The organism is Pseudomonas sp. NFACC46-3 (assembly GCF_900114515.1).
GTDB lineage: Bacteria > Pseudomonadota > Gammaproteobacteria > Pseudomonadales > Pseudomonadaceae > Aquipseudomonas > Aquipseudomonas fluorescens_Q.
Genome location: NZ_FOTH01000010.1, coordinates 151,741 through 169,307, shown reverse-complemented (window position 1 = coordinate 169,307; position 17,567 = coordinate 151,741). Strand labels below are relative to the sequence as shown.

The 17,567-nt window shown below is 62.8% G+C and carries 15 protein-coding genes; 11 read left to right on the top strand and 4 right to left on the bottom strand.

Annotated elements, in window-relative coordinates; translation table 11 throughout:
- The first annotated feature begins 16 nt into the window (after positions 1-16).
- From BM300_RS13245 to BM300_RS13235, 3 genes are read left to right on the top strand one after another with little or no spacing between them, the layout of a single operon-like run.
- Positions 17-1,531 carry a TolC family protein gene (locus BM300_RS13245; RefSeq protein ID WP_092146624.1) on the top strand — a complete coding sequence of 505 codons (1,515 nt, stop codon included), beginning with the start codon at positions 17-19 and terminating at the stop codon, positions 1,529-1,531.
- A gap of 12 nt (positions 1,532-1,543) precedes the next feature.
- Complete coding sequence (locus BM300_RS13240; RefSeq protein WP_092463087.1) at positions 1,544-2,329, top strand: aspartyl/asparaginyl beta-hydroxylase domain-containing protein; 786 nt, start codon at positions 1,544-1,546, stop codon at positions 2,327-2,329.
- Entirely contained in the window at positions 2,317-3,261 is a 945-nt protein-coding gene (locus tag BM300_RS13235; RefSeq protein WP_092463085.1) for a sulfotransferase family protein, read from the top strand. Before BM300_RS13240 ends, BM300_RS13235 begins: the two co-directional genes overlap by 13 nt.
- 136 nt (positions 3,262-3,397) lie before the next feature.
- Here BM300_RS13235 and BM300_RS13230 read toward each other — a convergent pair whose 3' ends face one another.
- Together BM300_RS13230 and BM300_RS13225 are read right to left on the bottom strand one after the other, a co-directional pair.
- A complete protein-coding gene (locus BM300_RS13230; RefSeq protein ID WP_063323460.1) occupies positions 3,398-4,159 on the bottom strand; it encodes a slipin family protein in 762 nt (253 codons plus the stop codon).
- 1 nt (position 4,160) lies between these two features.
- Positions 4,161-4,685 (bottom strand): NfeD family protein, encoded by a 525-nt coding sequence (locus BM300_RS13225; RefSeq protein ID WP_092463083.1) that lies wholly within the window; start codon positions 4,683-4,685, stop codon positions 4,161-4,163.
- Between the two features lie 148 nt (positions 4,686-4,833).
- On the opposite strand from BM300_RS13225, the gene BM300_RS13220 reads away from it, so the two are divergent.
- The 4 genes from BM300_RS13220 to BM300_RS13205 all read left to right on the top strand — a co-directional run bounded on the left by BM300_RS13220 (position 4,834) and on the right by BM300_RS13205 (position 7,920).
- Positions 4,834-5,079: a DUF2789 domain-containing protein gene (locus tag BM300_RS13220; protein ID WP_063323458.1), complete on the top strand. Its 246-nt coding sequence runs from the start codon at positions 4,834-4,836 to the stop codon at positions 5,077-5,079.
- 213 nt (positions 5,080-5,292) lie between these two features.
- Positions 5,293-5,874, top strand: a complete 582-nt coding sequence (locus BM300_RS13215; protein ID WP_092146617.1) for an alpha/beta hydrolase — start codon at positions 5,293-5,295, stop codon at positions 5,872-5,874.
- Positions 5,875-5,920: 46 nt separating this feature from the next.
- The gene (locus BM300_RS13210; protein WP_092463081.1) at positions 5,921-6,856 is read left to right on the top strand and encodes a sigma 54-interacting transcriptional regulator; all 936 of its coding nucleotides are present in this window, start codon (positions 5,921-5,923) and stop codon (positions 6,854-6,856) included.
- A gap of 281 nt (positions 6,857-7,137) precedes the next feature.
- On the top strand, positions 7,138-7,920 hold the full coding sequence (locus tag BM300_RS13205; RefSeq protein WP_003196610.1) for a MetQ/NlpA family ABC transporter substrate-binding protein: 783 nt from the start codon (positions 7,138-7,140) through the stop codon (positions 7,918-7,920).
- A gap of 118 nt (positions 7,921-8,038) precedes the next feature.
- Here BM300_RS13205 and BM300_RS13200 read toward each other — a convergent pair whose 3' ends face one another.
- Positions 8,039-9,199 (bottom strand): AAA family ATPase, encoded by a 1,161-nt coding sequence (locus BM300_RS13200; RefSeq protein ID WP_092222202.1) that lies wholly within the window; start codon positions 9,197-9,199, stop codon positions 8,039-8,041.
- Positions 9,200-9,339: 140 nt separating this feature from the next.
- Between BM300_RS13200 and BM300_RS13195 the strand changes: the two genes are divergently transcribed.
- The 3 genes from BM300_RS13195 to BM300_RS13185 are packed head-to-tail and all read left to right on the top strand — an operon-like array spanning position 9,340 to position 14,548.
- Positions 9,340-10,443, top strand: a complete 1,104-nt coding sequence (locus BM300_RS13195) for an efflux RND transporter periplasmic adaptor subunit (RefSeq protein WP_092413258.1) — start codon at positions 9,340-9,342, stop codon at positions 10,441-10,443.
- On the top strand, positions 10,440-11,504 hold the full coding sequence (locus BM300_RS13190; RefSeq protein WP_092222206.1) for an efflux RND transporter periplasmic adaptor subunit: 1,065 nt from the start codon (positions 10,440-10,442) through the stop codon (positions 11,502-11,504). Before BM300_RS13195 ends, BM300_RS13190 begins: the two co-directional genes overlap by 4 nt.
- A complete protein-coding gene (locus BM300_RS13185; protein ID WP_092222208.1) occupies positions 11,501-14,548 on the top strand; it encodes an efflux RND transporter permease subunit in 3,048 nt (1,015 codons plus the stop codon). The genes BM300_RS13190 and BM300_RS13185 overlap by 4 nt, the downstream gene beginning before the upstream one ends.
- A gap of 204 nt (positions 14,549-14,752) precedes the next feature.
- Here the strand turns inward: BM300_RS13185 and BM300_RS13175 are convergent, their stop codons facing one another.
- A complete protein-coding gene (locus tag BM300_RS13175; RefSeq protein ID WP_092413261.1) occupies positions 14,753-16,972 on the bottom strand; it encodes a heavy metal translocating P-type ATPase in 2,220 nt (739 codons plus the stop codon).
- Positions 16,973-17,058: 86 nt separating this feature from the next.
- Between BM300_RS13175 and cadR the strand changes: the two genes are divergently transcribed.
- The gene (gene cadR, locus BM300_RS13170) at positions 17,059-17,505 is read left to right on the top strand and encodes a Cd(II)/Pb(II)-responsive transcriptional regulator (protein WP_003196623.1); all 447 of its coding nucleotides are present in this window, start codon (positions 17,059-17,061) and stop codon (positions 17,503-17,505) included.
- Positions 17,506-17,567: the final 62 nt, after the last annotated feature.

Sequence of the window (17,567 nt, the reverse complement as noted above, 5' to 3'; positions counted from 1 at the left end):
AGGGGCAATCCAGGGAATGAATAGAAGTCAGAAGTTATTCGGTATGAGTTTGCTGGCGCTGGTGGTGAGTGGATGTGCGGTCACCAGCGATCCGATCGAGCGTAGCGTCAGCGAGCAGCGCGCTCGAACCGACCTGCAGAATATGTACAAGGATCAGGAGCCGCTCAGTGGCCCGCTGACCCTGCACCAGGCCATGGCCCGGGCAGTGAAGTACAACCTCGAAGGCCGCTTGAAGATCATGGAGGAAGCCCTGGCCAAGCGTCAGTTGGACCTGGCCAGTTTCGACATGCTGCCGCGCATGGCCCTGGACGCCGGTTATGTGGGCCGCAACAACGTCAATGCCTCCAGCAGCCAGAGCGTGGAAACCGGCACCCAGTCCCTGGAACCGTCGACCTCCCAGGACCGCGACCGCGAGGTGGCGGACCTGACCATGGTCTGGAACGTGCTCGATTTCGGCGTCAGCTACATCAGCGCCAAGCAGGCCGGGGACCAGCGCCTGATCGTGCAGGAGCGCCGGCGCAAGGTGATCAACACCATCGTCCAGGACGTGCGTTCGGCCTACTGGCGCGCCATGGCCGCCGAACGTTTGCTCAAGCAGATCGACAGCCTGATGGCCCGGGTCGAGGCTGCGCGCGACAACAGCCAGAGCATGAGCGAACAGCGCATTGGTGACCCGGTGCAGGCCCTGGGTTACCAGCGCTCGCTGATCCAGGCGACCCGTCAACTGGAAGAGCAGCGTCGGGCGCTGTCCCTGGCCAAGACCGAACTGGCGACCCTGATCAACCTGCCCCTGGGTACCGAGCTGACCCTGGCCACCCAGGATGAATACGTCATCCCGGAACTCAAGGTCGACCTGGCTCGTCTCGAACAGGAAGCCCTGGCCAGCCGCCCGGAACTGCGCGAGCAGGATTACCAGACCCGCATCACCGCCGCCGAAACCCGCAAGGCCATGCTGCGCCTGCTGCCGGGGCTGGAGTTTTCCGCCGGCGGGCATTACGACAGCAACTCGTTCCTGGTGGAACAGGGCTGGGCTGACTACGGTGTGAAAGTCACCTGGAACCTGTTCAACGTGATCTCCGCCCCGGCGGCCATCGACGTGGCCAAGGCCGGTGAAGAAGTGGCCTCGGCGCGGCGCCAGGCGATGTCGATTGCCGTGCTGGCGCAGCTGTACGTCGCCAACGCCAACTATCGCGAAGCGCTGCGCCAGTTCAAGACCAGCCAGCAACTGTCGGACATTGACGGGCAGATTGTCGGTCAATTGCGCAATCGGCACCAGGCTGCCGGCATTGGCGAGCTGGACCTGATCCAGGGCGAGCTGAACACCCTGCAGGCTGATCTGCGCCGGGACCTGGCCTATGCCGACCTGCGTAACGCCTACGGTCAGATCTTTGCCAGTGCCGGTCTCGACCCACTGCCAAACGAAGTGCAATCGACCGCAGTCCAGTCGATCGCCACGGCACTGGCTAATCGTGAAGCGGCCTGGGCCCAGGGCGACATCACGGTGCCGACGACGGCCGCGGTGACTCAGTAACCGGGCGTTGGCATGACGCGCCCGGCGTTTTCCCGGCTGCCGGTGGCGGTGAACCTGCCGTTGCTGTTGCAGGCATTGGCCGCCATTGAAGACGAGCGCTGGCAGGGGCATTTCAACAGTGCCTTTTACAGTGGCGACTGGAGCGGCGTGGCGCTGATTTCGGCGGTCGATGCCTTGACCGAGTTGTCTCCCGGGCGCGGTCTGCCTGTGACGCGCGCGCCTTGGTCAGAGGATCGTCGTTGGCGCGAAGCGTTGCGTGATTGCTCCCTGGAGATCGTCTCGGCCCGGCTATTGCGGCTCGGGCCGGGTGGGTGCATTCACGAGCATCGCGACTATGACCTGGGCGGGCCGGACGCCGACCTGCGCCTGCACATTCCGCTGCTCAGCCCGCCGCAAGTGGACTTCTGGCTGGATGACCAGCGTGTGCCTATGACGGCGGGCGAGTGCTGGTTTCTCGACTTGTCGCGACCTCATCGCGTCGATAACCGCAGTGCCGAGCCCAGAGTTCATCTGGTGCTCGATTGCCGCCCGGGGCCCTGGTTGGAGCAGCAGATTGCCGCTGGGTTGCCCACTACACCGGCAGCTGGCGGCGGGCATAGCGACTTCGCCCGTTTTCAGCAGCACGTAGAAACTGATATCCAATTCGCCCGAACCTTGCAGAGCGTGCATGACGTAGACGCTTTCATTGAGTGCGCAATTGCGCTGGGTGCCGGACAAGGCCTGCACTTCACTGCGCAAGAACTCCGGGCGGCCATGCGCAACGGTCGCCGACAGTGGAGAGACCAGTGGAAAGCCTGAACCTGGACGGCTGGCTGCCGATCCGCGTGTGGCAAGAGGCTGGGCAGTGGTGGGTCGATTGGTGCTGGTTCGGCGATGCGCGACTGTCACAGCCATTCTTTGGCGATGCGGTGGAAGACGCCCTGCGCCTGCCCTTCAACCAGGCGTTCCGCCGCCGGACTCCCTTGGACGCCCTCGGTCAGTGGCAACGACAAACCCCGGGACTGGAGCCCAGCGCATTCATTTTCCATGCCTCCCGTTGCGGCTCGACATTGATCAGCCAGATGCTTGCCCAGTTGGACGACCATATCGTCATCTCGGAACCACCGCCCCTGGATACGTTGCTGCGCAGTGATTTGCCGTCGCCCGAGCGGTGCGTGGCGCTCAAGGGCTTGATGTCGGCTTATGGGCAGCGCCGCCGAGGCGTGGAGCAACGGCTGGTGGTCAAGCTCGACGCCTGGAACATCGGTGAGTTGGCGCTGTTGCGAGAATGTTTTCCCGACACCCCCAGGCTGTTCCTGTACCGCGACCCTTTGGAAATCGCCGTCTCCCATCTGCGTCGTCCTGGCCTGCACATGGTGCCGGGGATGATCGGGACGAGTGTGCTGGACGATGGGTTGCCGTTCAGTAGCCCGGAAGATTTCATCTCGCGCCGGGTGGGGCGGTTGTTGGCGACGGGTTTGGACCACTGTCAGGTATTGGGTGCAATGGCGGTCAACTACACCGAACTGCCCGAGGTGATGACGGGCAAGCTGGCGGCGTTTTTCCGGCTTGATGAGGAGCAAGGCAGGCAAGTGTTCGCCGCAGTGGGGCAGCATGCCAAGCAGCCGGCGCAGGTGTTTGTTGGCGATAGCGAGGACAAGCGCCGCGAGGCTTCGGTGTTGTTGCGCGAGCGGGTGATGTGTTGGGCGCAGGGGCCTTACGAAGCGCTCGAGTGTTTGAGAAGGTCTTGAATTCAGGAGTGTCCTGTGGCGAGGGAGCTTGCTCCCGCTCGGTTGCGCAGCAACCGCAAGATCTTGGGGCCGCTACGCAGCCCAGCGGGAGCAAGCTCCCTCGCCACAGGGGCTCGCTTGTGCCTTGCCTAATCCATCACGGCTTGTTGGGCGACAACTCCGCCATTCCCTTGAGCAACTCGATCGGCAAGGGGAAGACGATGGTGGAGCTTTTATCCCCGGCAATCGAGCCCAGCGTCTGCATGTAGCGCAGCTGCATGGCCCCTGGCTGGCGGCCGAGCATTTCGGCGGCCTGCATGAGCTTTTCCGAGGCCTGCAACTCGCCTTCGGCGTGGATCACCTTGGCCCGGCGTTCGCGCTCGGCTTCGGCTTGGCGGGCGATGGCGCGGATCATCGATTCGTTGAGGTCCACGTGCTTGATCTCGACATTTGCCACTTTGATGCCCCAGGCATCGGTCTGGGCGTCGAGCACCTGCTGGATGTCGCCGTTCAATTGCTCGCGCTCGGCCAGCAGTTGGTCCAGGTCATGCTTGCCGAGGACCGCGCGCAAGGTGGTCTGGGCCAGTTGGCTGGTGGCCATGAGGAAGTTTTCGACCTGAATGATGGCTTTCTGCGGATCGAGCACGCGGAAATACAGCACCGCGTTGACCTTCACCGAGACGTTGTCGCGGGTGATCACGTCCTGGGGCGGCACGTCGAGGACAATGGTGCGCAGGTCGACGCGGATCATCTGCTGCACCACCGGAATCAGCAGGATCAATCCTGGCCCCTTGACCTGCCAGAACCGACCGAGCTGGAACACCACCGCTCGTTCGTATTCGCGCAGGATCCGGAACGTCGCACCCGCCAGTGCAATCAACAGTAACAACAGCAGCACAAAACCGATTTGCATGCCCATCTCAGACTCCTTGTGAATCCGCGGGGGCCACTTCCAGCAGCAAACCCTTGCGAGTGATGACTCGCACCGCTTGCCCAGGCCGCAGCGGCGTTGCGCTTGCCACCTGCCAGCGTTCGCCTTCCAACTGGACCCAGCCATGATGATGATTGCCGGCCTGCAACGCGGTCACCATCGTGACGCTGCCCAACAGCGCCGCATCGCCGCTGACAGGCTGGCGCGGTCGTGTTTTCAACGCACGGACCAACAGCACGATCAGCAGCAAGGCGCTGGCCAGGCCCAGGCCGAGCATCAGCGGAGCCGGTATATCGGCGTTGGTCAGGATGACCGCGCCAATCACGCACAGGACAATGCCACCCAGCCCTGCGATACCGTAATTGGGCAGGGCCGCCTCGAAGACCAGCAAGGCCACGCCAACGGCAACCAGCCAGAAACCCAGGGAGTCGGTGCTTGGCAGCACGAGGCCATCGGCGCCGAACGCAGGCCCGCTGATCGCCAGCAGCGCAACCGTCAACCAGTGAGTGTTCACAGGACCCTCCGCAACGTGTATTCGTCGGGATGTTATTCAAAGTCTAGTCGAGTCGAGGGTTGATTGAATTTTGATCAGTCTGGCGGTCGTCGAGGGGCTAGACTGCGGAGAAACACCCCGCCATCTCCATTATGTTCAGGAGGCCCGTATGGAAACCCCAATTCACCCTCTTTCCTCATTATTCAAGCAACTGGGCTTGCCCGATGACGCCGAGGGCATTGATAAATTTATCACCAGCCATTCACCCCTCAAGCCTGGGTTGCACCTGGCCGATGCGTTTTTCTGGAGCGAGGGCCAGCGGCAAATGCTGCGCGACGAGATCCTCGAGGATGCGGACTGGGCGGAGGTGATAGACCAGTTGGATGTGTTGTTGCGCAAGGGCCGTAGTGAGTGAGACCGACGCAATTCCTATGGGAGCGGGCTTGCTCGCGATGGCGGACTGTCAGTCAACATTGATGTAACGGACCTGACACTATCGTGAGCAAGCTCGCACTCACAGGTTTGAGTCAATATTCTTTTACGGTCTTAACAAATAGCTTCTTATTCCTTAAATAATATAGCTCTCCTCCCTATACTCGTCCGGGAACAGACACGCAGGAGAGCACCCATGCGCAACGAATCGATTCGCTACCTGATTGTGCCGGGCTGGCAAGGATCGCCGGAAAATCATTGGCAAACCCACTGGCAGAACAGCCTGCCCAACAGCGCGCGGGTCGAGCAGGCCGACTGGTTGACGCCCCGGCGTGAAGACTGGGTCGCGGCGTTGGCCGAGGCCGTGGCCGCCGACAGCACGCCAGTGATCCTGATTGCCCATAGCCTGGGTTGCATCACGGTGGCCCATTGGGCCGCCACCGCGCCGGTGCAGTTCCTGCGCCAAGTACGCGGGGCATTGTTGGTGGCGCCGGCGGATGTCGAGCGACCGGCTTGCGTTCCGGCGCTGCGCAACTTCGCGCCGATTCCCACTGATCTGTTGCCGTTCCCAAGCCAAGTGGTCAGCTCCGACAACGACGCCGCCGTGAGCGCTCCGCGCGCCCTGGAACTGGCCCGCAACTGGGGCGCCGAGGCCGGGATTCTGTCCGGGGCGGGGCATATCAACGTGAAGTCCGGTCACCAGCGTTGGGAGCAGGGTTTCGCTTACCTCTATCGCCTGCAAAACCGCATGGAGCATCACGCCCTGCGTCGCGCCTGAATTTTAGCGCCCCCCGTCTCCCGGCGGTCTGGGGCGGGAGCCTGCCATGAGTTTGCATGAAACCTTCGGTCAGCCCTTGCTGACCTTTCCCGATGCGGAAAAAAGCCCCCTGAGCATTCGCGCCAAGGCGCTGGTGTTCGTCGACCCACGTTCGCGGCAGTTGCGCCAGGCGTTGGAGCAACTGGCGCCACGTGCGGTCTCGGTGCTGATACGGGGTGAAACCGGTAGCGGCAAGGAACTGCTGGCTCGACATATCCATCGCGAAAGTGATCGCGGTGGGTTGTTTGTGTCGGTCAACTGCGGCGCCATCAGCCCGACCTACGCCGACGCCGAATTGTTCGGCTATGCCGCCGGCAGTTACAGCGGTTCGGCCAGCAGCCGGGCCGGTTGGTTTGGTTCGGCCAACGGCGGCACCCTTTACCTGGATGAAATCGGTGATTTGCCGCTGCCGATCCAGATCAAATTGCTGGCGGCCCTGGAAAACCATGAAGTCACTCGTGTGGGGGCGCATCAGCCCAGCCCGGTAGATGTCCGCCTAGTGGCAGCGACCAGCATCGACCTGGCGCAAGCGGTGGCGGCCGGGAAATTCCACGAGCGGCTCTACCATTACCTTGGCGAAGGCCAACTGGAACTGCCGGCCCTGCGTGAGCGGGTGGGCGATATCCTGTCCCTGGCCGAATATTTCCTGGGCATCTACAGCCAGCGACTCGGCCTCAGCGTGCCACTGATCAGTGAAGCGGCGCAGTCCGCCCTCGAGCGGCACAGTTGGCCGGGCAACACCCGCGAGCTGGAAAATGTCATTCACTTCGCGTTGCTGGTGAGCACCGGTGACGAGATTTTACCCGAGCACCTGAATTTGCCGCCCCAGCCTTCAGTGTCTGAACTGATCGAGCAGCAAGTGGCGCAGGTCATCGCAGGGGGATCGGAAGGTGAGCGTGCCGCACTCAAGGTGCTGCTCAGTCGATTGGGCTCGACGCTGTAAGTGTGGCTGACCCACTCTTGTGGCGAGGGAGCTTGCTCCCGCTGGGCTGCGTAGCGGCCCCCAAGATCTTGCGGTTGCTGCGCAACCGAGCGGGAGCAAGCTCCCTCGCCACAAAAGCGGTGTTAGCTATATGAGGAAAATGAATATGAACTTGAACAAAAGATATTGTTAAGGAATAAAAAATGTCGGTATTGTCCGCACCACGCCAGCGATAGCACTTCACTGGCACTCCACATTTGGCCGTCGTCCATGACGACAGTGATTTTCGATAAGGACACTGCATGAAAAAGGTTCTGTTGTTCACCGCATTGGCGGCAGCCCTGGCCTCTGGCCTGGCCCAGGCCGCGGAAAAACTGGTCGTGGCCGCCACCCCGGTACCCCACGCTGAAATCCTCGAGCTGATCAAGCCGGCCCTGGCCAAAGAAGGTGTGGACCTGGAAATCAAGGTCTTCACCGACTACGTCCAACCCAACGTACAGGTTGATCAGAAGCGCCTGGACGCCAACTACTTCCAGACCCTGCCGTACCTGACGAACTTCAACGAAGGCAAAGGCACCCATCTGGTGACCGTGATCGGCGTTCACGTCGAACCGTTCGGCGGCTACTCGAAGAAGTACAAAAAGCTGGCTGATCTGCCGAATGGCGCGACCATCGCATTGCCAAACGAAGGCAGCAACAGCGGCCGTGCCCTGATCCTGCTGCAGAAGGCTGGGCTGATCGAGTTGAAAGACCCGAAAAACGCTCTGGCGACCCCGAAAGATATCGCCAAGAACCCGCACAACTTCAAGTTCAAGGAACTGGAGTCGGCCATGCTGCCGCGCGTGCTGGACCAGGTCGACCTGGACCTGATCAACACCAACTATGCCCTGGAAGCGGGTCTTAACCCAGCCAAGGACGCACTGGTAATCGAAGGCGCGGATTCGCCTTACGTCAACTTCCTGGTGGCCCGTCCGGACAACAAGGACAGCCCGGCCATCCAGAAGCTGGCCAAGGCCCTGACCAGCCCTGAAGTGAAGGCGTTCATCGAGAAGAAATACAGCGGCGCGGTACTGCCGGCGTTCTGATTCGCGGGCTGAACCTTGTCACGGTTTCAAACGCCGACGGCTGATACAGCGTCGGCGTTTTTTGTGCTCGCGTTTTAATTGTGCGAGCTTGCTCACGATCCGGTTGATCGGGCGCCAGTCAATCCGGCCAATGCCACGCCGGCTCATCCAACATCCGTTGCCCGACAATCCCGGTCTGCCCAAGCTCCTTTTCCAGCACGATGCAATTGCAGTCTTCATCCTGCTCCAGGGCGGCGATCAGGCGCGTGGCGTGGGACACCACCCAGACCTGGCAATTGACTGAAGCCCGGATGATCAGCCGCGCCAAGGCCGGCAACAGATCGGGGTGCAGGCTGGTTTCCGGTTCGTTGAGCACCATCAGCGAGGGTGGTCGTGGTGTGAGCAGGGCGGCCACCAGTAGCAGATAGCGCAGGGTCCCGTCCGACAGTTCGGCAGCGGACAGCGGGCGCAGCAGGCCATGCTGTTGAAACGCGATAGCGAAACGTCCGCCTTGCAGTTTCTCGATGTGCAGTTGGGCACCGGGGAACGCGTCGCCGATGGCGGCATGCAAGGCCTCGATGTCACCGATTTCCAGGATCGTCTGCAGCGCGGCGGCGAGGTCGCGCCCGTCGTGGTGCAGCACCGGCGTGCGGGTGCCCAGTTGCGGTTGGCGCACCGGGGCGTCGGCATCGCTGCGAAAATGATCGTAGAAGCGCCAGCGCCGAATGAACTCGCGCATCTGCAAGACCTCTGGCGAAGTGCGCAGGCTGCCGACCTGGTCGAACAGGCTGTCGAAGGTCGGCGTGTGCTGGGCCAGCACATCCCAGGAGCGGCCTTCGCGGGCACGGATCATGGGCCCGTTGCGGTCCACCAGCAGGCTGGCCGGCCGAAACACCGGGCCGGCCCAGATGCATTCGCGCTTGATTTCAGGGTCCAGTGAAAACGCTGAACGACTGGGCTCTGGCAAGCCCAGGGCGATCGAATAGCTGAAGTCCTCCCCAGCGAAGCCCAGGCGCAGGCGCTTGGTGCCCTGGCGCACAATCGCCTGGACCGGCACCTCGCCGTTACGCATGCGCCGGCTGATTTCTTCCGGCCCGGCCCAGAAGGTCGAGTCCAGTCCGCCTTCGCGGGCCAGGGCGTTGACCACCCCGCCCTGGGCTGTCTCTGCCAACAGGCGTAGGGCGCGGTACAGATTGGACTTGCCGCTGCCGTTGGGACCGGTGATCAGGTTCAGCCGGCCCAGGGGGATTACCAGCTTGTTGATGGATCGGTAATTGGCCACCGCCAGGGTCTTGAGCATGAGCAGACTCCAGCTGCTGGGGGTCCATAGGGAAGTGATCAGTTTGCCCGATTTGTTGCGTCCATTGTATTCGTTGAACCCTGTTCTAAGCTCACAGTCGTATCGTCACTGGTACGTCCGTACAGCGCAAAGGAGTCTGCATGGCTGGTCCCCGAATCAAACTGGTAGTCGGCTTGGGCCTCTGTGTGCTGCTGGCCGGATGCGGCGATGAAAAGCCTGTGGAAAAAGCCCTGCCGCGGGTTTTCGTGCAGCAAGCCATGCCCAGCGAATACGCCGCTTCGGTGACCTTGACCGGCGATGTCCAGGCGCGGGTGCAGGCTGATCTGTCGTTTCGCGTGGGTGGCAAGATCATCGAGCGCAAGGTCGATGTCGGCGCCCGGGTTTCGGCCCGGCAAGTGCTGGCCCGGCTCGATCCTCGGGACCTGCAGACCAACGTCGACTCCGCAGCGGCCCAGGTGGCCGCCGAGCAGGCGCGGGTCAAGCAGAGTGCGGCGGCCTTCGTGCGCCAGCAGAAACTCTTGCCCAAGGGCTACACCAGCCAGAGCGAATACGACGCCGCCCAGGCTCAACTGCGCAGCAGCCAGAGTGCGCTGACCGCCGCCCAGGCCCAGCTGGCCAACGCCCGCGAACAACTGAGCTACACCGCACTGATTGCCGAGGCCCCGGGCATCATCACCGCGCGCCAGGCGGAAGTCGGCCAGGTGGTGCAGGCGACGGAGCCGATCTTCAGCCTGGCCCGGGATGGCGAACGCGACGCAGTGTTCAACATCTACGAGTCGCTGTTGAGCGAACCGCCATCGGACCCTGCCATCACCATCAGTCTGCTGGATAACCCCGCCATCAAGACCACCGGCACGGTGCGCGAGATCACCCCGGCGGTGTCTGCCCAGACCGGCACCGTGCAGGTCAAGGTCACCCTCGATGATCTGCCCGAAGGCATGCGCCTGGGCTCGGTGGTCAGTGCCACGGCTAAAGCCGCCGGCAAGACCGCCTTCGAGCTGCCCTGGTCGGCCTTGACCAAGAACCTCAGTGAGCCGGCCGTGTGGCTGGTGGACAGCGAGGGCAAGGCGCAGTTGCAAACGGTGACCGTCGGCCGCTACCTGACCGGCAAAGTCATCGTCAGCGATGGCCTCAAGGGCGGTGAGAAAATCATCATCGCGGGCGGGCAATTGCTACACCCCGGCGTACGCGTCGAGATCGCTGAAAACACCTCTGGAAAAACCACGTCGGGAGTCCAGCCATGAAGGGTTTATGGATGGTCTCGGTCGGCCTCTTGCTGGCCGCCTGCTCCCAGGAAGAAGCGCCACCCGAACCGGTGCGCCCAGTGTTGTCAATTGAAGTCAGGGCTCTCGACCAGCAGGCGCTTGGGCGGTTCGCCGGGAATATCCAGGCCCGCTACGAGAGCAACGTGGGTTTCCGCGTGCCAGGACGGATCGCCAGCCGCAATGTCGACGTCGGCGCTGAAGTGAAGAAGGGCGACCTGCTTGCCACGCTCGACCCTACCGACCAGCAGAACCAATTGCGCGCCGCCCAGGGCGATCTGGCGCGGATCGAGGCGCAGTACATCAATGCCCAGGCCAATGCCCGCCGCCAGCAGCAATTGTTCGACCGTGGCGTCGGTGCCCAGGCGCAACTGGACATCGCCCAGACCGACTTGAAAACTACCGGCGCGTCCCTTGAACAGGCCCGGGCTTCGGTGGAGCAGGCCCGCGACCAGCTCAACTACAGCGAACTGCACACCGACCACGACGCCGTCGTCACGGCCTGGAATGCCGAAGCCGGGCAGGTGGTCACCGCCGGCCAGCAAGTGGTGACCCTGGCCCGCCCGGACATCAAGGAGGCAGTGATCGACCTGCCGGCCGATCTCGTCGACCGGCTGCCCGCGGACGTGGTGTTCGAAGTCACCGCGCAAATGGACCCGAGCATCCACACCACCGCCACCGTGCGCGAGATCGAACCCCAGGCCCAGAGCGCCACCCGTACCCGCCGCGCGCGCCTGACATTGGCCGATACACCACCAGGTTTTCGCCTGGGCACGGCCATCAGCGTGACCCTGAGCTCGACGATCGAACCGCGCATCGAGCTGCCACTAAGCGCGTTGCAAGAGATCGACGGCAAGGCGCGGATCTGGCTGGTCGACCCCCACAGCCAGACCGTCTCACCCCGTGACGTGCGGATTCTCGAACGTTCGGCCAGTTCGGTGCTGGTGGCCAACGGCATCAAGGCCGGCGATCGCGTGGTCAGCGCCGGGGTGAATAGTCTCCAGCCGGGGCAGAAAGTGAAACTCGACGAGGATGCACGATGAAAGGGCCTTTCAATCTGTCCGAATGGGCCCTGCGGCATCAGTCGTTCGTCTGGTACCTGATGTTCGTGGCGTTGTTGATGGGCGTGTTTTCGTACATGAACCTGGGGCGCGAAGAAGACCCCTCGTTCACGATCAAGACCATGGTCATCCAGACCCGTTGGCCTGGCGCGACCCAGGAAGAAACCCTCAGGCAGGTCACCGACCGCATCGAGAAGAAGCTCGAAGAGCTTGATTCCCTCGACTACGTCAAAAGCTACACCCGACCGGGAGAATCGACGGTGTTCGTGTACCTGCTCGACACCACCGCAGCCAAGGAAATTCCCGAGATCTGGTACCAGGTGCGCAAGAAGATCAACGACATTCGCGGCGATTTTCCTGACGGCCTGCAAGGACCCGGGTTCAACGACGAGTTCGGCGATGTCTACGGTTCGGTGTACGCCTTCACTGGCGACGGCCTGTCGATGCGCCAGTTGCGCGACTACGTGGAACAGGTGCGCGCCGAGATCCGTGACGTCCCGGGCCTGGGCAAGGTCGAGATGGTGGGCGAGCAGGACGAAGTGCTCTACCTGAACTTCTCCACGCGCAAACTTGCCGCGCTGGGGATCGACCAGCGCGAGGTCGTGCAGAGCCTGCAAACCCAGAACGCCGTGACCCCGGCCGGGGTGATCGATGCCGGGCCCGAGCGGATTTCCGTGCGCACGTCCGGGCAGTTCCAATCCGAAAAAGACCTGGCCAACGTCAACCTGCGGCTCAATGACCGCTTCTATCGGCTGGCCGACATCGCCGACATCAGCCGCGGTTACGTTGACCCTGCCACGCCGATGTTCCGTTTCAACGGTACACCGGCCATCGGCCTCGCCATCGCAATGAAGAAGGGCGGCAACATCCAGGATTTCGGCAAGGCGCTGCATGCGCGCATGAGCGAGCTGACCGCTGACCTGCCGGTGGGCGTTGGCGTGCATACCGTGTCGGACCAGGCCGAAGTGGTGGAAGAGGCGGTCGGCGGCTTCACCAGTGCCTTGTTCGAGGCGGTGATTATCGTCCTGGTCGTCAGCTTCGTCAGCCTCGGCGTCAGGGCCGGACTGGTGGTGGCCTGCTCGATTCCGCTGGTACTGGCGATGGTCTTCCTGTTCATGGAATACAGCGGCATCACCATGCAGCGGATTTCCCTCGGTGCGTTGATCATCGCCCTCGGCCTGCTGGTGGACGACGCGATGATCACCGTGGAAATGATGGTCACGCGCCTGGAAAAAGGCGACAGCAAGGACCAGGCCGCGACGTTCGCCTATACCTCGACGGCATTCCCGATGCTCACCGGGACCCTGGTGACCGTGGCCGGTTTCGTGCCCATCGGCCTGAACGCCAGTTCTGCGGGTGAGTACACCTTCACCCTGTTCGCGGTCATCGCGGTGGCGATGCTGGTGTCATGGATCGTCGCGGTGTTATTTGCCCCGGTGATCGGCGTGCACATCCTCAGCACCAACGTAAAACCCCACAGCGCCGAGCCGGGGCGGATCGGACGGGCGTTCAACGGTGGCCTGTTGTGGGCGATGCGCAATCGCTGGTGGGCCATCGGCATCACCGTGTTGCTGTTCGTGCTGTCGGTGTTTTGCATGCGTTTCGTGCAGAACCAGTTCTTCCCGTCCTCGGACCGGCCGGAAATCCTGGTGGACCTCAACCTGCCGCAAAACGCCTCGATGGACGAGACCCGCCGGGCGGTCGATCGCCTGGAAGCGACCCTCAAGGGCGACCCGGATATCGAGCGCTGGAGCACCTACATCGGCGAAGGCGCGATTCGCTTTTACCTGCCGCTGGATCAGCAACTGCAGAACCCGTACTACGCGCAACTGGTGATTGTCAGCAAAGGCCTGGAGTCGCGCACGGCCCTCACCGAGCGCCTGCAAAAGCGTCTGCGTGAGGATTTCGTCGGGATTGGCAGCTACGTGCAAGCCCTGGAAATGGGCCCGCCAGTGGGCCGGCCGATTCAGTACCGGGTCAGCGGCAAGGACATCGACCAGGTGCGCAAGCATGCGATCGAGCTGGCCACCGAGCTGGACAAGAACTCGCATATTGGCGAAATCATTTACGACTGGAACGAACCGGGCAAGGTGCTGCGCATCGACATCGCCCAGGACAAGGCGCGGCAGTTGGGCTTGTCTTCCGAAGATGTGGCCAGGCTGATGAACAGTATCGTCAGTGGCTCGCCGGTGACCCAGGTCAACGACGATATCTACCTGATCGATGTGGTGGGTCGCGCTGAAGATGCCGAGCGCGGTTCGCCGGAAACCCTGCAGAACCTGCAAATCGTCACCCCGGGCGGCACCTCGATTCCGTTGCTGGCGTTCGCCACGGTGCGCTATGAACTGGAACAGCCCTTGGTGTGGCGTCGTGACCGCAAGCCCACCATCACCATCAAGGCTGCCGTGCGCGACGAGATCCAACCCACCGACCTGGTCAAGCAACTGCAACCGGCCATCGACAAGTTCGCCGCCGGCCTGCCTGTGGGCTACAAGGTCGCCACGGGCGGTACGGTGGAAGAGAGCAGCAAGGCCCAAGGGCCGATCGCCAGTGTCGTGCCGTTGATGCTGTTCTTGATGGCGACTTTCCTGATGATTCAGTTGCACAGCGTGCAGAAGCTGTTCCTGGTGGCGAGCGTCGCGCCCCTCGGATTGATCGGCGTGGTGCTGGCGCTGGTGCCGACGGGCACGCCCATGGGCTTTGTGGCGATCCTCGGGATCCTCGCGTTGATTGGCATCATCATCCGTAACTCGGTGATCCTGGTGACCCAGATCGATGAATACGAACGTGACGGCTACGAGCCCTGGGATGCGGTGGTGGAGGCCACCGAACACCGGCGCCGGCCGATCCTGCTCACGGCCGCCGCGGCGAGCCTGGGGATGATCCCGATTGCCCGGGAAGTGTTCTGGGGGCCGATGGCCTACGCGATGATCGGAGGGATCATCATCGCCACCCTACTGACGCTGCTGTTCCTGCCGGCGCTGTATGTGGCCTGGTACAAGATCCGCGAGCCGAAGCGCGATTGATCGACGGGAGCTGGCTTTGCACTACTTCTGTGGCGAGGGAGCTTGCTCCCGCTGGGCTGCGAAGCAGCCCTATAAGCGATGAGCGCTTCGCACTCAAGCGGGAGCAAGCTCCCTCGCCACGGGTTTCTGCGGGGCTTGATCTTCAGCGAAATCCTGCGGGAGCGAGCTTGCTCGCGATGAGGCCAGCCCAGTCACCCAGGCCTTTTACTTGCGCAACAACCGCAACCCATTGAACACCACCAACAAACTCACCCCCATGTCGGCGAACACCGCCATCCACATGGTGGCGAACCCGGCGAAGGTGAATCCGAGAAAGATCGCCTTGATCACCAACGCCAAGGCAATGTTCTGTTTCAGGATGCTGGAAGTCTGCCGCGACAGACGAATGAAAGCCGGGATCTTGCGCAGATCATCGTCCATCAAGGCGACATCGGCGGTTTCGATGGCCGTATCGGTGCCGGCCGCCGCCATGGCGAAACCGATTTCCGAACGGGCCAGGGCCGGGGCATCGTTGATGCCGTCGCCGACCATGCCGACGCGGTGACCCTGGGCGTACAACGCTTCAATGGCTTGCAGTTTGTCTTCGGGCAACAGGTCGCCCCGAGCCTGGTCCATGCCCACCTGCGCGGCAATCGCGTCGGCGGTGTGGGCGTTGTCGCCGGTGAGCATCAAGGTCTTGATGCCCAGGTCATGCAGTTGCCGGATGGCTTCGCGGCTGGAGTCCTTCACGGTGTCGGCCACGGCAAACAGCGCCAAGGGGCCTGTAGCGTCGAGCAGCAGCACGACGGACTTGCCTTGTTTTTCCAGGGCGAAGAGTTTCTCTTCCAGTTCGGGGGAGCACAGGCCGAGGTCTTCCACGAGGCGGTGATTGCCCAAGTGATAAGTCTGCCCGCCGATGTCGCCGCGCACGCCGCGCCCGGCAAGCGCCTCGAAGTTATCCACAACCTGCTGTGCCAACTGCTTATCCACAGCCGCGTTGGCAATCGCCCGGGAAACCGGGTGGTCGGAGCGGGCGGCGAGGCTGGCGGCCAGGACTGGAGCGGTGGTTTCCACGCTCGGGTCCAGCGCCACATAGTCGGTTTGCACCGGCTTGCCGTGGGTGAGCGTGCCAGTCTTGTCCAGGGCCAGGTAGTCGAGCTTGTAGCCACCTTCCAGGTACACGCCGCCCTTGACCAGGATGCCTTTGCGCGCAGCGGCAGCGAGGCCGCTGACGATGGTCACGGGGGTGGATATCACCAGGGCGCACGGGCAAGCGACCACCAGCAGCACCAGCGCCCGGTAGATCCAGTCGAACCACGCCGCGCCCATGAACAGCGGTGGGATGATGGCTACAGCCAGGGCCAGGACAAACACCGCTGGGGTGTAGATTTTCGAGAACTGGTCGACGAAGCGCTGGGTCGGCGCACGGGAGCCCTGGGCCTGTTCCACGGCGTGGATGATCCGCGCCAGGGTGGAGTGATCGGCCGCCGCGGTGACGGTGTATTCCAGCTCGCCGGCCTGGTTGATGGTGCCGGCGAACACCTTGTCGCCGATGGTTTTTTCCACCGGCAGGCTCTCGCCCGTGATCGGTGCCTGGTCAATGGTCGAACGACCGGCGACCACGTCGCCGTCCAGGCCAACCCTTTCGCCCGGGCGAACCCGTATCCGCGCACCGAGGGCGATGACTTTTACGTCCTGCACCTGCCAGCTGCCATCGGCCTGTTGCACGGTGGCCTGTTGCGGGGCCATCTGCATCAAGCCGCTGATGGCGTTGCGCGCGCGGTCGAGGGATTTGGCTTCGATCAGCTCGGCCACGGTGAACAAGAACATCACCATCGCCGCTTCCGGCCATTGGCCGATCAGCACGGCGCCGGTCACGGCGATGCTCATCAGCGCGTTGATGTTCAAGTTGCGGTTCTTCAGGGCGATCCAACCCTTCTTGTAGGTACCCAGGCCGCCACTGAGGATCGACACCAACGCCACCAGCGCGACCACCCAGTTTGGCGCGGCGTTGGTGAAATGGATCAACTCGGCGCCCAGGGCTGTCACGCCGGACAGAGCCAGCGGCCACCAGGGCTTGGCCGGGGCGGGCAAGTCAGGGGAGGCTTTCTCTTTGCCCGGAGTCATCGGCTCGGCCTGCATCCCTAAGGATTCGATAGCCTTGATGATCGGCGCGTCGCTGGGCAAATCGTGGGTTACGCCCAGCACACGGTTGATCAGGTTGAAGTCCAGTCGCTGCACGCCTTCAAGCTTGCCGAGCTTGTTCTGGATCAGCGTCTGTTCGGTGGGGCAGTCCATGGCTTCGATGCGGAAACTGCTCAGCCGCGCACCGTCCGTCGGCGTTTTGCCGAGGATGACCACCGCTGGCGCCGCTTTCGAGGCGCAGCAGGAATGCCCGTGGTCATGGCCGTGGTCGGGTTTGTGGGTGTGAAGGGAATCGCTCATCGGGTGACGTCCGTGAAAAGTGCCTGTTGCGCAGTAAAGACCCTGTAGCCACTATAGGGTCAAGCACCTATTTGGGAGGCCGCATCATGAAGATCGGAGAACTGGCGAAAATCACCGACTGCCAGGTCGAAACCATCCGCTACTACGAGCGCGAAGGCTTGCTGCCGGAACCGGCCCGTAGCGACGGCAATTACCGCGTCTACACCCAGGCCCATGCCGAGCGGCTGACGTTCATCCGCAATTGCCGCACCCTGGACATGACCCTGGAAGAAATCCGCAGCCTCCTGGCCCTGCGCGACAGCCCCCAGGACCAGTGCGAAAGCGTCAACGCGCTGATCGACGAGCACATCCAACACGTCAAGGCCCGCATCGACGGCCTGCTGGCCTTGCAGACGCAACTGATCGACCTGCGCCATCGCTGTGGTGAAGGGCCGGACCTGGATCAATGCGGGATTTTGCAGCGGCTGGAGGTCAGTGGTGCGGTGGCGCCGGAGGTGGAGCATTCGCATGTGGGGCGCAGTCACGGGCATTGAAAGCCCATTGATCGCTCCCACGCTCCGCGCGCGAATGCAGCCCGGGACGCTCCGCGTCCCTG

What these genes read in the sequence shown, in the direction of transcription:
- BM300_RS13175 (WP_092413261.1), bottom strand. Translation starts at nt 16,972, where the DNA reads ATGAGCGATTCCCTTCACACCCACAAACCCGACCACGGCCATGACCAC.
- BM300_RS13210 (WP_092463081.1), top strand. Translation starts at nt 5,921, where the DNA reads ATGAGTTTGCATGAAACCTTCGGTCAGCCCTTGCTGACCTTTCCCGAT.
- BM300_RS13200 (WP_092222202.1), bottom strand. Translation starts at nt 9,199, where the DNA reads ATGCTCAAGACCCTGGCGGTGGCCAATTACCGATCCATCAACAAGCTG.
- BM300_RS13190 (WP_092222206.1), top strand. Translation starts at nt 10,440, where the DNA reads ATGAAGGGTTTATGGATGGTCTCGGTCGGCCTCTTGCTGGCCGCCTGC.
- BM300_RS13185 (WP_092222208.1), top strand. Translation starts at nt 11,501, where the DNA reads ATGAAAGGGCCTTTCAATCTGTCCGAATGGGCCCTGCGGCATCAGTCG.
- BM300_RS13205 (WP_003196610.1), top strand. Translation starts at nt 7,138, where the DNA reads ATGAAAAAGGTTCTGTTGTTCACCGCATTGGCGGCAGCCCTGGCCTCT.
- BM300_RS13245 (WP_092146624.1), top strand. Translation starts at nt 17, where the DNA reads ATGAATAGAAGTCAGAAGTTATTCGGTATGAGTTTGCTGGCGCTGGTG.
- BM300_RS13220 (WP_063323458.1), top strand. Translation starts at nt 4,834, where the DNA reads ATGGAAACCCCAATTCACCCTCTTTCCTCATTATTCAAGCAACTGGGC.
- BM300_RS13240 (WP_092463087.1), top strand. Translation starts at nt 1,544, where the DNA reads ATGACGCGCCCGGCGTTTTCCCGGCTGCCGGTGGCGGTGAACCTGCCG.
- BM300_RS13195 (WP_092413258.1), top strand. Translation starts at nt 9,340, where the DNA reads ATGGCTGGTCCCCGAATCAAACTGGTAGTCGGCTTGGGCCTCTGTGTG.
- cadR (WP_003196623.1), top strand. Translation starts at nt 17,059, where the DNA reads ATGAAGATCGGAGAACTGGCGAAAATCACCGACTGCCAGGTCGAAACC.
- BM300_RS13215 (WP_092146617.1), top strand. Translation starts at nt 5,293, where the DNA reads ATGCGCAACGAATCGATTCGCTACCTGATTGTGCCGGGCTGGCAAGGA.
- BM300_RS13230 (WP_063323460.1), bottom strand. Translation starts at nt 4,159, where the DNA reads ATGGGCATGCAAATCGGTTTTGTGCTGCTGTTGTTACTGTTGATTGCA.